The organism is Paenibacillus sp. LT-B23 (assembly GCF_059417685.1).
On the sequence record NZ_JBSQBM010000045.1, the window covers coordinates 1 to 14,395 of the forward strand.

The following is a 14,395-nucleotide window of genomic DNA, read 5'->3' on the forward strand; positions in this document are numbered from 1 at the left end:
GTCAAATGGAGCAAATCTGTCCCCATATCCCACGTAGAAAATTCACTTTTGAAAGCAGCTACGGGGTATGAATATGAAGAAATAAAAACAATAGTCGAAGAGGACAAAAATGGAAAAAAGAAGACGCGTATCGAGAAGGTAAAACGATATCAGCCTCCCAATCCGACAGCGATGATCTTTTACTTGAAAAATCGCGCCCCAAACGATTGGAATGATCGACGTGAGCTAGTGGTCAATACGAAGGCACTGGAACAGGAACGGAAGCAGCTATTTCTGGATATGATCGAAGCGGATGTGGTGGATGCCGACTATGAAGCTATTGAGGAATCGGTCGAGATTGAGGAAGGATATATGGAGCCAGATGATTCACAGCCATAACGTTATGTCGTCAATATTTGTATAGATAAACGCCAGTTTCAGCCCTGAATTAGCCCCAAAAGTAGCCAGAATCAGTGCATAAGATAGGTTATGGATGGAGTGGACTTTGCCCCACATCAACGGTATGATGTGACACACAAGCGAAGGGTGGGGGTAATATGGAGTATATTCAAGGGTTTGAAGCATATTTACGGAGCAAGGATCGGAGTGAAAATACGGTTTCCTGCTATATTAGGGATGTATTGCAATTTATAGCCTGGTATCAAAGGAAAACGGAATATGGACTAGACAAGTGGATTGAACTGGATGGCGTAGAGTATAAGAAGTATCTGCAAAGCACCAATCAAGCGATACTCACCATCAACCGCAAGATCGCCAGCGTCAACGTATTTGCACAGTGGATGCACCAGCAAGGCTATATAAAGGAAGAAATACATATCGAAGCGGTCAGGAACAAGGTTGTTCGGCAGTATAAGGGTCTTGAGGAAAAGGATTTGTGGAAGCTGAGAAATGAAATTCACCGGATGGGCAATCGGATGCATATCTGTATGATTGAATTGTTGCTGGGAACTGGGATACGGGTAAGCGAACTGGTTGGCATCAAGCTCAGGGATATCGAAATGACGGAACGCAAGGGGATATTGAAGGTACTTGGTAAGGGGAACTCCTTCCGTACCGTACCATTGAATAAGGATGTGCGAAAAGCCGTTACTCGGTATCTCGAAGTCAGACCACAAGTGGAATCAGAATATCTATGTATGGGGCAGCGTGGGGCATTAGAGCGAAATGCGGTAAACCTGATCCTGAACAAATATGGGGATCGGGTCAATGTAAAGGTGACACCACATATGCTCAGACATACGCTTGGCTATAAGCTGGTAAAATCGACTCCTTTGACGACAATCCAGCAAATCCTTGGACATGATCACGTAGCAACCACCAATATTTATACCCTAACAACACAGCAGGATATGGCTGAAGCCTTGGCAAATATCGAGTGGTAAGCAGCCACTCTTTTTGTCGTGGATGGGAGGGGGGCTTCTATATGTAGAAACAGAGCCGCCAGCAAAGGGTGCAGAAATTTTTGTGATGGTTTTATAGTAAATTTGAGAAAGGAGCCAGAACAATTGACATAATACAGCAAGAAGAGGAACGACAAGCTGAACTGCTTAAGCAGTATATGGAGAAGCATTTCAAGCCGCCCAAAATGAAACAATTGATCGAAACGTTCTCTTTCTCCGAACTCCGCAAGCTTATTGGTGAGATGGACATTGAGTTTTTCGCCTTAGCCTATTTCCCTAAATATTTTGATCGAGCGTTTGGACAATTTCACAAAGAGCTATTCGCGGAATTAAAACATATGCTTGCAAATACAGGACTGATTACGGCTTTCGGCCTCCCAAGGGAGCATGGAAAGTCAACGATTAGTTCCTTTTTATTTCCGCTGTATGCGACTTTATATGATAAATCTCAGTTTACATTGATCATATCTGCCACAGAACAGATTGCATTGCCGTTTTTGGATATGATCAAAGATGAGCTAGAAACCAATCAGATGCTGATTGAGGATTTTGGGATTCGCAAAGGGAGCCGCTGGAACAACAATGAAATATGGCTCAAGAGTAAAGGTGGACTGGATTCCTGCATTATGATTCGTGGGATTGACGGTAGTTTGCGAGGTGTTCACTATAAGCATCATCGTCCTACGCTGGTATTGATGGATGATTTGCTCAAGGAAGATACAGCACGATCTGAAGCGAAACGAGAACAGATTAAAAATACCTTTACGGATGTCATTTTGCCTATTGGCACAAGGGATACGAATATTCTGATCTGTGGAACCATCTTGAATGAAGAAGACATCATGGCTGATCTGCTCAAAGGGAAGATACCAGGTGTGAGAAGTGTTCGTAAAGCAGCCGTGCTTCAATTTTCAGAGCGTGATGATCTGTGGTCAGAGTGGGAACGACAATATTAATAACTTGCAGGATGAGGACAGGATCAATACAGCTTTGTCTTTTTTTACGGCTCATGAGGAGGAAATGCTAGAAGGTACAAAAATCCTGTGGAACGAGTATTTGGACTATTATTATTTGATGTGCAAGAAGCAAGCCATGGGTGAAAAATCGTTTTATAAAGAATTACAAAATGATCCGCGTTTAACGGACGAATACATATTTCAAAATATAATGTATTGGGACAGGTTGCCTGAGTTTGAGGAGATGGAAATCGCGATGTACATTGATCCAGCCATTAAAGCCGGGAAGAAAAATGACTATTCGGCCATTTCAATTATTGGTCAGCACCGAAAGACAAAGCAGATGTATGTGGTGGATGGAAATATTTATAAACTGCTGCCGGATGATTTGTTTCAAGTAGCTATGGAGAAGTTGAAGCTTTATCCTGTAGATAAGCTAGGCTTTGAAGTCAATCAGGCACAAAGCTATATGAAGCAAAAGTTTGAAGATGAGTTATGGAAGGCGAAGATACATACGCCCGTGGAAAGTGTCCATTCCAAGGGGCAGAAGCATGAACGTATTATTAGCTTGGAGCCGGAAGTGAAGAAGGGTCATATTCTGTTCAATGCAGATAACCTCAGATATAATAACCAGGTGAAGGACTACAATCGAAATTGTACATATGATGACGCGCCAGATAGTTTATATGGGGCTGTCCAACTGATTCAGTCGGTCAAGAGTCTAAAATTTTATGATCGAAGTTTGTTATTTTGAGGGTTTTGCTAGATACTCACTCTTTATTTTGATCTAATCTCGTTAAGCTAACGGTCAGTTATGCGTGGTGTTAGTGAGTCGCTTCGATGGAGTTATAGCTTATTCATGTTATGATTAGGGCTTAGAATATTCAAGTGGGATACATACATATTTAGGAGGGAAATAGTGTGACTGAAAGATTTCGATTAGAACACGTTGAATTAGAAGATCATTTAGATGAGAACAGATTGTCTGGATTTGGTTTGCTTGCTTTATTCCAATGTCATGTTGAATACCATTTTAGTACTGGAGACATGAGTTTAGAGGAAGCAGAGTTATATATTCAAGAAGTTCTGAATCATTTGCCGGATGAAACCATTAACGAAATATGCAAGAAAGCATGCGAATGGAAAACCGTCAAAATGTCCAGTGATACGGCTGACTATCCTGGTGGCTTGGCCGAAGCTTATGGTAGGGATATTTTGGCCTTTATGTCCGTGGGGGAAGTTCATCTTTATCGAAATCCTTACGACAGAAACGATAATACATTTGGAGCAATTCTGGGTGGGGGCACGGAATGGGACTCTGAAAATGGTATGGAAATTGTTATACGGGGCAGTAAGGTTCTTGAGGTGCGTGAGTATTTAGGTTATGGCGAATTTGCAATTTGGAACGAAAACGATGGCAACGAATAGGCAAGCCTTGTGTCGCGGCTTAAGGAGTCTTTAAATTATTTGTGAAATATGATTCAACTAACGGGGACACGTTAGTTCAACAAGGAACTACCTTATTAAAGGTGGTTCTTTTATTTATTTAAGCAACAATTACTTAACCTATTTTGAAAGGAAAGATGTATTTGCAAATTACTCAACAAATCATAATTGAATGTCTAAATGAACTCCAATCGGCTGCATTAGCCAAACAGAAATATTCAGATTACTACAATGGTCAGCATGCTATTCTCAAGAACTATGCGATGCAGGAAAGTCGAAGCAATCAAAAGCTTATTTTCAATTTTCCACGTAAGTTTGTAGATAACGAAGTGGGCTATCTGCTCGGTAAGCCAGTAAACTATGTGTCCAAGTCAGATCAGGATGAAGCCATACATAACATAGATGTACATATGAGTCATTGGGAAAAGGAGCATAATTTGCAGCTTCGGAAACAATCTGAAATCTTTGGTGAAAGCTTTGAGTTGAACTATATCGACTCCGATGGTCAGTTTTCAGCTACGGTATTATCTCCATTGAATGCCTATGTGTTGGAGGACGGTACGGCAGAAAAAAACGTATTACTTGGTTTACATAAATTTACCCGTCGATTTGATAAGCATGTGTACCTTGACGTGTATACCGATCATGAAATCCTACACTATACAATCGGTAGTGATGATAAAGGCAATCAAATGAAGCAAAATCAAGCACCTGAATTAAAATATATCGGCAAACATAATCACATCTTTGGAAGAGTCCCGCTCATCTCCTGTACAGCTAATACAGAGAGGAAAAGTGGCTTCCATGATGTGATTTCTTTATTTGATGCCTATAACGCATTGAATTCCGATTTGGTCAATGAAATTGCAGATCATCGCAACGCCTATCTCGTGATTGAGAATGCAAAGTTGGAAGCTGAAGACTTATTGAATATGAAGAAGATGGGCATTATTCAAGTTCCGGCTGGAGGAAAGGTAAGTTGGCTTACGAAGGAGATTAATGATTCTTTTGTGAAAAATGAGTTGGATAACATTGAACGCAAAATCTTCGACATGATGGATCAGGTTAATTTTAATGAGAATTGGGCCAGCAATACATCTTCCTTAGCGCTGCGAAATAAGCTGCTGAATTTAGAGAATCGAGTGGCGATGCGTGAAGCATTAATGGAAAAGGCGATCAAGCAGCGTTTACGTAATTTTTTCACCTTTCTGCACATTAAAGAAGGCGTTCAATATGATTATCGAGATATCGCTGTGAAGTTTACTCGCAACTTGCCGACAGACTTGGTTGGGATGGCTGATGTGATTGTGAAACTGAAAGAAGTGGTCTCACAGGAAACGTTGCTTACATTGCTTCCATTTGTCGAGAATCCGAAGCTGGAATTCAATAAATTTCATGGGGAGCAGCAACGATTAGTTGGTACGGATAAGGAGGTATCAAATGCAGAATAAAAATAGGATTAAGCGGCTCGTGAAGAATAGCTGTGCTTGTTATCTCGGAACGAAACATGGAATCCCAAACTATTGCTGCTTACAGGATGGCCCATGTACATTCTTTAGTCAAGATGATTCTCTGCCTCGCTGTACCTATTTTGAACATGGAATGTTGCCAACAGATGAGAAGCTGGAACGAGAATATATGTCTGAACGGAATACGAGGACTGAATTTAAGATAGCGAAGCCGAGGGTGAACTGTAAGAAATGTGGGGCTACATTTTCAGCCAATTCGAATCGGCAGAAATATTGTGAGAAGTGTAAGGATAAGAATGCAAACGAAAAGTCGAAATTACGGATGCGTCAGATGAGGAAAAAACAGGCTTGATGTTACGCTTTAGAGGTTTAAAAAGTCCAATAAACTAAGGATGAAAAACAACCCAAAATGAGGAGTTGGTATGTTTGTATCTATTTCTCGTTTTTACGTTTTCTAATGCGTAACATTATTGTATCAGATATGACGTTAAACGAATTCAACATACATATGCGTGTTCGAAAGCTCGAATCTCAACAGGTTCAGTGTTACGCTTTAGGCTATCCAAAAGCCCTATAAACAAAGGGTTAAAAGTAGGCAAAAGTGGGGAGTGGGTATGTTTGTACCTTTTCCTCGTTTTTGTGATTTCTAAAGCGTTACATTGCTGTCCTGAGCATGACATTAACGGCTCAATTCAATACATACATAAGCGTGTTCGGTTCTATAGAGTCGAATGGGCAATAAAGGAGATTATCGAAAATGAATTTAGAACAAATGAAGCAGTTAATTGAACAAAACCAAACGAATGAGGAATGGCAAGCGTATCTTCAGGGTTTGAATCCATATAGCGTGAAAGGGGTAGAGCAATACATTCAATCCAATCAGGAGGCAAGAAGTTGGTTCGATAGCATGGTAGACAAACGATCCGCTAAATCGCTGGAAACATGGAAAACCAATCATTTGGAAAATGCAGTGGATGCTGAGATCAAGAAGCGATTCCCGGCTAAGGATGAAAAAGAAATTGAAGTGGAGAAGCTACGTGCTGAAGTAGAGCACATGAAGTTAGAGAAGCAGCGTGAACGGTTAACCAGCCAAGCGGTAAAAATAGCATCCGAGAAGAAACTTCCACTCCCGTTAGTGGATTTTTTTATTGGTGCAGATGAAGATGCAACGACAGCAAATTTAGCTATGTTGGAACAATCGTTACAACTGGCAATTCAACAGCAAGTCGAGCAACGACTCAAAGGAGATGGCTACACACCTCCGGCTGGTTCAACAGGTAGCACATTTACATTGGATTCGATCAAAGGAATGTCCCAAAACGAGATTAATCAGCATTGGGATCAAGTCAAGCAAGCATTACAAAACAAACAATAATAAACGAAAAGGACAAGGTGAATAGATATGACAGTACAACATTTTATTCCTACGATTTGGAGCGCACGTTTAAATGAAAGTTTGAAGAAGAATTTGGTGTACGGTAATGTGGTCAACACCGATTATGAAGGTGACATTAAAGGTCAAGGCTCAACGGTAAAAATTAATTCAATTGGGGCAGTAACCATTGGCAACTATGACAAAGTGGCTGGAATCGGGAATCCGCAGGAACTGGATGCTACACAAAAAACGCTGGTGATTGATCAGGCCAAGTATTTCAATTTTCAGGTGGATGATGTAGATGATGCTCAAGCGAATGTAAATCTGCTGGATGGTGGAATTGTGGAAGCTTCCTATGGACTCGCCAATGTAGTGGATCAGTATCTTGCAGGATTTTATACGGAGGTTAAAGCTGAGAATACGATAGACAACGACACCGCGCCTATTGTTCCAACGAAAGATACAGCCTATGATTTGCTCATTGATCTAGGCGTACTATTGGACGAAAATAATGTACCTGAATCGGAACGATTTGTTGTGGTTCCTGCATGGTACTATGGTTTGCTCTTGAAAGATGCCCGTTTCACGAAAGACTCAAATATCATCCGTACGGGTTATGTAGGGGATATCGATGGCATGACGATTTACAAATCCAACAATGTGCCGAATACCGGAGGAGCCAAGTATAAAATTATTGCGGGTCATAAGAGTGCCATTTCTTTTGCGGGTCAAGTGGATTCAGTGGAAGCCTTCAGACCAGAGAAACAATTTTCGGATGCAGTGAAAGGGTTACAAGTGTTTGGAGCCAAATGTATCAAGCCGGAAGCTCTCGCTGTACTCACGGCCAATAAGTCTTAATTGAAAATAGGATGATATGAGAACACATTATAATAGAAGAAACACGTTCGGGGTATCCGTTTTGGATGCCCCATTTTTATTTTTTGGAGGGATAAAAAGATGTGGTTTTTGAATCAAGAAACAGGCTGCACATGGGAAGTCACGGATCAGGAGCTGGTGCTGCGGTTACAGGGCAGTGGGCATTATGAGCAAGTGGAGGAACCCCAACCAGATGAGACTAAGCAAGAAGCAGCCCAAACGAAAGTTCAAGCTGCCAAGAATATGAAACGTACCGAGAAGGCACAGATAAAGGAAGAACAGGAGCCAGCACATGAGTGAGTTAATGGATTTGATGAAACGATTATTAGGTATGGAACCAACAGACATATCTAAGGATGATATCCTGATCCACTATTTGAATAAAGCCAAGGGTAATATTCTTGGGTATTGTAATGTCGCAATACTGCCTATGGAATACGATGATGCCATGGTTGATTATGCGGTGTATCTATTTAAAAATCGGGATTCGGTTGGACTTAAAAATAAGCAGGAAGGTGAACGCTCAGCCACCTATGAATCAGGCATTCCTGAAAGTATTCGATTTGCTCTTCCTCTGCCTAAAATCAAGGTCGGGACAGATTAATGTTCTATGATGCGAAGCTGGAAATTTTAGATGTTACTCATTTCAACCCTGTTCTGTCAGTGATGGCAGATGTACAGCCTTATCGCAAAAGTTTCTCTTTTGAAGATGGCTACACTTTGGAGACAACATATCGAGCTTTCTGTCCGTTGGAATTCCTATTGCAATTAAACGGCTATGTCCGAATTGGCAAGAATGTCTTTATTATTTTGGACATGAAAGAATGGAGTGATTATGTGGAGTTGTACCTGTATCGCTGTAAGTCGGATTTTGCATTGGAGGTGAAGGAATGACACGGAGCCTAGAGCCGATGATGGATTTCTTTCTGCGAGAGAAGGGCGAGCTTGTACATATCAATAGTGTAAAGCAGCTTGCTCTGATCCGGGATGCGACAGATACCATTCAATTGACCGATGAAAAAATTATTCGAGCAGCAACACCTTTACATACAGGAGATATCGTGGATTATCGTTATGAACGGTATTTAATTACCAGTCAGGTGGATCAAAATGAACTGTCTTGTCGAGGCAGAATGAAAAAGTGTAATCAACGGCTGGCTTTGAGCTGGGATGGACAAGTGAAATGGTTTGATGCTGTGGTAGAAGCCAGAATGTTTTCAACGGAAACAGGTAAAGTTATTTCCATGCCAGAGGGAAACATTATGGTTAGTTTACAGGACAATGCAGATACGAGGGCCATTACATTGAACCAACGATTCTACATCACTCATCAGCCGTTTAAAGTGACTGGAATTGACCGCACAATGAATGGCATCATCCAGTTAAACTGCACATTGGATAGCATAAATACAGCTTATGATGACGTGGAAAATAATATTGCAGACAGGTGGAAATATGAGATTGCTCATACATATGATTTACAAATAAACCATGGAGCAATGGAATATATGTTGCTCAACGAAACGTTATCTTTGAATGTGACCGCTACGGATAATGGGAATGAGTTGGCTAATCCAGCTATAACTTTCATTTCAAGCGATCCGAGTGTAATTAGCGTAGACCAGCACGGTCAGGTTATGGGCATTGCTTTGGGACAAGCAAGTATCACCGTAAAATTAACGTATCACCCTACGATATTGCGTACGATTGAAATGGGAGTCGTCGAAACGGGAACGCATATCTATTCGATAGCCATTACAGGTAATCCCATCCTCAAAACAGGCCAAAGCGCCTCATACGTCAGTCATATTTATGATTATGGAACAGAAGTGTTTGACCAGTCGGTGGAATGGAGCCTACGAAATCGAGATGATTCAATTCCGATCATGGGGAGCATAACAGCGAGTACAGGAAATAGTGTAACGATAAAAGCAGGAAGCCGTAGTGGCGTGAACAATAAAGCTCTTGTACTGACTGCCAGCTTAGTAAGTGATCCTAGCATTACTATAGAAAAGACCATTAGCCTTAAGAATTTATTCTAAGCTTTATATCTATCGGCTTGCCCTAGAGGTGAGCCATTTTTATTTCAAAGGAGCCATATACATATGCAACGAAAATCTATTGATTACTTGCTCAGTCTGAGCCTATTAAAGCAATTGAGATCACAAAATGTAATTACAGAAGAAGAGTTTTTAGAAATCGATCAGCTGAATAAAAAATCTTTCAAGTAGCTATAACATGGGCAGAAATGGACTTGATGATGTAGCGCAAGCATTATACCATGTGACCGTATAAAGAAGATATTGAAGGGAGAAATATCTATGGCACAAGCCGCAATTGCAAAAAAAGTCGTGATCGTTCCCGTGAAAACGTTGGACATCGTAGAGGGAATTCAATCTATTCAAAAGAAGAAAGTCGCTGCCTATTGCCGAGTCAGTACCGATTCCGAGGAGCAAAAGGAGAGCTATACCAATCAAGTCAATTATTATACCCAATACATTCAAAACAACTTGGAATGGGAAATGGCTGATATTTACGCCGATGAAGGCATCACCGGAACCAGCACTAAAAATAGAACACACTTTAATCGGATGATACAGGATGCTCGAAACGGTAAACTGGATCTCATTCTGGTCAAGTCGATTTCAAGATTTGCTAGGAATACACTGGATTTATTGAAATATGTAAGGGAACTAAAAAGTCTCGGAGTCGCTGTATTCTTTGAACGAGAGAATATTAATACACTCGATACGACAGGTGAAGTATTGCTGACCATCCTGAGTTCCCTTGCCCAAGATGAGAGTCGGAATATTTCTGAGAATAGTCGATGGGGCATATTACGTGGCTTTCAAAACGGCAAAGTCTTCTGCAACACGAATCGCTTCCTCGGCTATGATAAGGATGAACATGGTGAACTGGTCATTAATGAGAAGGAAGCCGAGATTGTACGCAGGATATATGAGGAGTATTTGGATGGGAAAAGCTATCAGGCGATTGCTAGAGGATTGATGCGAGATCACATTAAAACAGTCACGGGTGGCGATACGTGGTGGGATTCCTCGATTACATTAATATTGACGAATGAGAAATATTACGGAGCTTTGCTTCAGCAAAAGACGGTAACGGTAGATTTTCTAACCCACAAACGAATCAGGAATAAAGGACAGGAGCAGCAATATTTAATTGAGGACAACCATGAACCGATTGTATCGAAGGAACTATTTGAAGCGGTGCAAAAGGAAAAGGAACGGAGGGCCAAGCTGAAAGGGAGTGTGATGGGGGAGAGCAAAAGGTACTCCAGTAAATATGCACTAAGCAGCAAAGTATATTGTGGATGCTGTGGGGCCATTTTTAAACGCCGAACCTGGAACAGCAATAATCTATCCAAAAAAGTAGTATGGCAATGCAAAACGTATGTCAATGAAGGGAAAGCAGCATGTGATGCCAAATCAGTCGATGAACAAGTTTTACATTCCGCGTTTGTACGATTATTCAACCGGATGTATGAGAATAAGAAAGGATTCATGAAAACGCTGAAAGGGAATATTGAATCGGCACTTTCTAGCAAAGTAGGGCAAGAACCGCTATTGGACATCGAAGGACAGATGCACCAATTGAAATCGGATTTGAAGGAACTGGTGAATCTCAAGCTGCGAAATCAAATTGATGAGACGGTTTATGATGAAGAAACGAACAGACTTTCCAAAGAACTCAACGAGCTGCGACAACAGAAGCTGACACTGGAGCAGGAGCATGAGCAGCAAGCGAAAATTAAGGAACGTGTCGATGAGATTATTCAACTTTTAAACTCGCGGCAAGATATACTGGAACAATTTGATGATAACCTATTTAATGCGTTGGTGGAGAAGATAACCATTCTCTCACCAGCGCATTTTGTTTTTACCTTGAAAAGTGGAATGGACATAGATGAAATATTGGACTAAAAAAATCATAGACTAAAGTGATCAAAAGCTAACGAGTAACTGTGGGTTGTATGACGGGAACAATCAATCGAATCCCGTCTTTAACTCCTTCCATATAGATGGATTGCTTGTCCTGACTTAGCTGATAGCCTATGGCTTCTTCCCATTCAGATAACAGACGTTGGATATCTTCGTTTTGGTTGGTTTTGAATTGATCCATTTGAGTGAATAGATTTTTGTCCTCAGATAAACATGAAGTCTGTTGTTCACTGGCAAGTTCTAATTGATAAAAACGTTGGCGTAATGCTTCGAGAAACCAATCTGGCCAATTTGACATAGTACATTTTCCCTCCCGTGGTTGAAGTGTGTGTATGTTAACTCTGATGGGGAGGGATGGCAAGTCATTGTTTTAGTTTAGGCGATTGGGACTGTTTCTTCCTCCTTTGGGTTTGGGCAAGCTAAAAAGCTCATTCCTCACTTAAAGGTTCAAGTTTAGAATAAGCTTTTGAAAGTTTATCAAGTGTTTTTGTCAAGTTTTTTATCGTTTGGTTGGTTGTATTGAATGATTCTTTGTTATAAAAAGTAAACTCATATTTTTTAAATGGTCATCAGAAAATTAGTTTTGGGTTTTTATAACACCAGTCTGGGTCATAGGGTTGGGATTTTAATTTCTGCATGTCCTCCCAACTGTAAACCCAATCATAATCTGCAACCCAGAAGTAATCATCTGGGTTTATTTTGAGGTATTCATAAATGAACCGCAATACTAACTCTTCAACACCATAAACATCCTCAATACATCCTACTTGGTAAAGTTTATTTTTAGAATCTAGGCCTACATCCTCGTTATAGTAAAAATTAAGATTTGGATTATCCATTGAATCCACATAAAAAATAAACGAATAATTATTTTCTCGTACCATTTTATCATTGATATTCAATGTTGTAGAAAGAAGTTGTCCATTATTCCCAAAATTTTTACTGTTATGAAAGTTCAGCATTACATCTGCATGAAAAGTAGAAATAATTGAATCAGCTAAAAGTCGCTCAGGCGAATATTTTTTTTGACTCATTAATATATAGGCTGACGTTCCCATCCTACTTTAGAACCTCCTTCAACTCATCTAATGAGTTAACAATAGTAACTCCTTTAGATTTAATGTTTTCTAGCATTATTTTGTGTTCAGGTCTTAGATTAGTCATAGGCTTATCGATATACAAAATAACATTTTTCTTATCGGGATTAAAGAAATAATCTTGATTTGTATGAGTCAACTTATTAAATTGGTCGTCCTTTACCGCTTTAATTGATGCTTTGACTTCGATAATCACCTCTTTTGTAACTACATCTAAGTCACCAGCAGCTTCACCATTATCTTTTAAAACCTTCTGTCCAAACCCTGTTACTTCTTTTTCTTTTCGTACAAAATCTGCAACCTTTGCCTCAGTTGCTTTACCAACGTTTGAACTATTTAAAGCATTATCAATATCCCGATTAATATTTTTCGGATGTTGGTCAACCCAAGTTAATTCATTACCAGCAGGGTTTGTATATTTCGTTTTATTTCCACTCTTGACTACACTACCAACATTAGAAGCTTTTGGCGTACCTTCAGGAGGCTTGCTCGAATTCGGTAGTTTAGGCGACTCTTTAGGTCTGCTAAAATTTGCCTCATTATAAATCGGCGAATCATTAAACTCATCAATCGGTCTGTTTATACCTGGACCACCTTTTGGGTTGGGCTTTACAGGTGGCTTCTCTACAATAGGTGGCTGGTTAGGTCTAGCAGAAGGCCTTCCGACCGACTCCATACCGATACGAGCTCCTACAACCCCATAGGTTGTTTCCTCAATTAAATCGCTTAGGCCTGTCCTCTCCATGTAATCTCCGGATTTTTGTCCGATGAAGCCCTGATTGTATCGAGCAATGAGTGCATCCATTTTCTCTTTGTCCAACTCAATAGCATTTGTTGAGTCTACCCCCATAGCTACTAATCCATTTTCTATGGCATTTAGGGTTCCTTCATCCCATACTTGTGTTCGCTTTGTGTTGACGATGCGCTGGATGGCAGCCATTTTATTGGGGTCTTTAATATCATACAGTGATAGTTTGCGCTGCATTGTAATTTCAGTGCGTAGTGCTTGCTCAGCTTGCTTTAGCTTACCTTCATCCTGCCACCAGTTGGCTGTAAAATAATCAGCTTGATTCCAATATGAAGTATACTCCCTAGTTTTTCTTTCTCTCCATAGTGCAAGTTTTGGATTCTCATGTTTCTGTGTTTGCGCTGCCTGAAGGCGTTGTTTTTCCTTATAATCCCTGAGCATTTTATCTCGAACACTTTTAGGAACTTGCTGATAGGCATGAGCCATAGCATTTGATTCTTTCAGTAGGTTCTGCACCAGTTCCAGTGGGCCACCGGAATCTGCCAAATGACGCGCACTCGTATATACTTTACCTAAAATCCACTTGCTATAATAGGCTTGTCTCGCTTGCTCATGCTCATATTGGCTAATCAGTCCCTCAAGGGCTAAACCAGCCAAGTGTTTGAGTGGGTGCAACCCTGTTTCTTTACTGCCTCCAACCGTTGGCGTTCCTTTACTACGAATAGGGATGGCTCCAGTTGCTTGTAACACCGTTGCCGCCACTTTACCTGCTGGCCCACCAACAGTATTCAACAACACACTGGCTACGTTCCCCACTGCTGGAATGGAGCCTAACAGTTTTGATATCGTACCCATCAAAGCATTGGCCTGTTGAAGCGCTGCTGGAGTCGTAACTTTTGCTTTAGGAGTAGGGGCTTGGCTGCTCTTGGCTGTTGCGGTTTGTGCGGCCTCATAAGCTTTGATGCTCATTAACGGCGGTTCAGGGACAGGAGGGAGGTCAGCTACAAAAATGGGAGCTTTCACCGTACCTTCCTGATAAATTACCGGGGCTTTGGTATCTGTCTCG

Annotated in this window: 16 protein-coding genes and 2 pseudogenes; 15 read left to right on the top strand and 3 right to left on the bottom strand. The window is 40.8% G+C overall.

Annotated features, from left to right (window positions below; all coding sequences use genetic code 11):
• The 15 genes and pseudogenes from ACWXW9_RS28430 to ACWXW9_RS28500 all read left to right on the top strand — a co-directional run.
• Positions 1-378 (top strand): annotated as a pseudogene (locus ACWXW9_RS28430) (transposase); the annotation flags it as partial.
• 158 nt (positions 379-536) lie between these two features.
• A complete protein-coding gene (locus ACWXW9_RS28435; RefSeq protein WP_494932114.1) occupies positions 537-1,382 on the top strand; it encodes a tyrosine-type recombinase/integrase in 846 nt (281 codons plus the stop codon).
• 176 nt (positions 1,383-1,558) lie between these two features.
• The gene (locus ACWXW9_RS28440; protein ID WP_494932115.1) at positions 1,559-2,356 is read left to right on the top strand and encodes a hypothetical protein; all 798 of its coding nucleotides are present in this window, start codon (positions 1,559-1,561) and stop codon (positions 2,354-2,356) included.
• A gap of 64 nt (positions 2,357-2,420) precedes the next feature.
• Complete coding sequence (gene terL / locus ACWXW9_RS28445) at positions 2,421-3,110, top strand: phage terminase large subunit (protein WP_494932116.1); 690 nt, start codon at positions 2,421-2,423, stop codon at positions 3,108-3,110.
• Between the two features lie 167 nt (positions 3,111-3,277).
• On the top strand, positions 3,278-3,784 hold the full coding sequence (locus tag ACWXW9_RS28450) for a DUF6985 domain-containing protein (protein ID WP_494932117.1): 507 nt from the start codon (positions 3,278-3,280) through the stop codon (positions 3,782-3,784).
• Between the two features lie 161 nt (positions 3,785-3,945).
• A complete protein-coding gene (locus ACWXW9_RS28455) occupies positions 3,946-5,253 on the top strand; it encodes a phage portal protein (protein WP_494932118.1) in 1,308 nt (435 codons plus the stop codon).
• Entirely contained in the window at positions 5,243-5,623 is a 381-nt protein-coding gene (locus tag ACWXW9_RS28460; RefSeq protein WP_494932119.1) for a cysteine-rich VLP protein, read from the top strand. Before ACWXW9_RS28455 ends, ACWXW9_RS28460 begins: the two co-directional genes overlap by 11 nt.
• Before the next feature lie 405 nt (positions 5,624-6,028).
• Positions 6,029-6,646: a DUF4355 domain-containing protein gene (locus ACWXW9_RS28465; protein WP_494932120.1), complete on the top strand. Its 618-nt coding sequence runs from the start codon at positions 6,029-6,031 to the stop codon at positions 6,644-6,646.
• Between the two features lie 27 nt (positions 6,647-6,673).
• Positions 6,674-7,504, top strand: a complete 831-nt coding sequence (locus tag ACWXW9_RS28470) for a phage major capsid protein (protein WP_494932121.1) — start codon at positions 6,674-6,676, stop codon at positions 7,502-7,504.
• Between the two features lie 99 nt (positions 7,505-7,603).
• Positions 7,604-7,822, top strand: coding sequence for a hypothetical protein (locus tag ACWXW9_RS28475; protein WP_494932122.1), 219 nt, complete (start codon positions 7,604-7,606; stop codon positions 7,820-7,822).
• Positions 7,815-8,126, top strand: a complete 312-nt coding sequence (locus tag ACWXW9_RS28480; protein ID WP_494932123.1) for a phage head-tail connector protein — start codon at positions 7,815-7,817, stop codon at positions 8,124-8,126. Before ACWXW9_RS28475 ends, ACWXW9_RS28480 begins: the two co-directional genes overlap by 8 nt.
• Positions 8,126-8,416 carry a hypothetical protein gene (locus ACWXW9_RS28485; RefSeq protein WP_494932124.1) on the top strand — a complete coding sequence of 97 codons (291 nt, stop codon included), beginning with the start codon at positions 8,126-8,128 and terminating at the stop codon, positions 8,414-8,416. The genes ACWXW9_RS28480 and ACWXW9_RS28485 overlap by 1 nt, the downstream gene beginning before the upstream one ends.
• Positions 8,413-9,564 (top strand): hypothetical protein, encoded by a 1,152-nt coding sequence (locus ACWXW9_RS28490; protein WP_494932125.1) that lies wholly within the window; start codon positions 8,413-8,415, stop codon positions 9,562-9,564. Before ACWXW9_RS28485 ends, ACWXW9_RS28490 begins: the two co-directional genes overlap by 4 nt.
• A gap of 63 nt (positions 9,565-9,627) precedes the next feature.
• Complete coding sequence (locus ACWXW9_RS28495) at positions 9,628-9,753, top strand: SHOCT domain-containing protein (protein ID WP_346780033.1); 126 nt, start codon at positions 9,628-9,630, stop codon at positions 9,751-9,753.
• A gap of 90 nt (positions 9,754-9,843) precedes the next feature.
• Positions 9,844-11,466, top strand: a complete 1,623-nt coding sequence (locus ACWXW9_RS28500) for a recombinase family protein (RefSeq protein WP_494932126.1) — start codon at positions 9,844-9,846, stop codon at positions 11,464-11,466.
• A gap of 28 nt (positions 11,467-11,494) precedes the next feature.
• Here ACWXW9_RS28500 and ACWXW9_RS28505 read toward each other — a convergent pair whose 3' ends face one another.
• The 3 genes and pseudogenes from ACWXW9_RS28505 to ACWXW9_RS28515 form a co-directional block, all read right to left on the bottom strand.
• Positions 11,495-11,782, bottom strand: a complete 288-nt coding sequence (locus tag ACWXW9_RS28505) for a hypothetical protein (RefSeq protein ID WP_494932127.1) — start codon at positions 11,780-11,782, stop codon at positions 11,495-11,497.
• A 271-nt stretch (positions 11,783-12,053) separates the two neighbouring features.
• The gene (locus ACWXW9_RS28510; RefSeq protein WP_494932128.1) at positions 12,054-12,542 is read right to left on the bottom strand and encodes a hypothetical protein; all 489 of its coding nucleotides are present in this window, start codon (positions 12,540-12,542) and stop codon (positions 12,054-12,056) included.
• A gap of 1 nt (position 12,543) precedes the next feature.
• A pseudogene (locus tag ACWXW9_RS28515) lies at positions 12,544-14,395 on the bottom strand (adhesin); the annotation flags it as partial.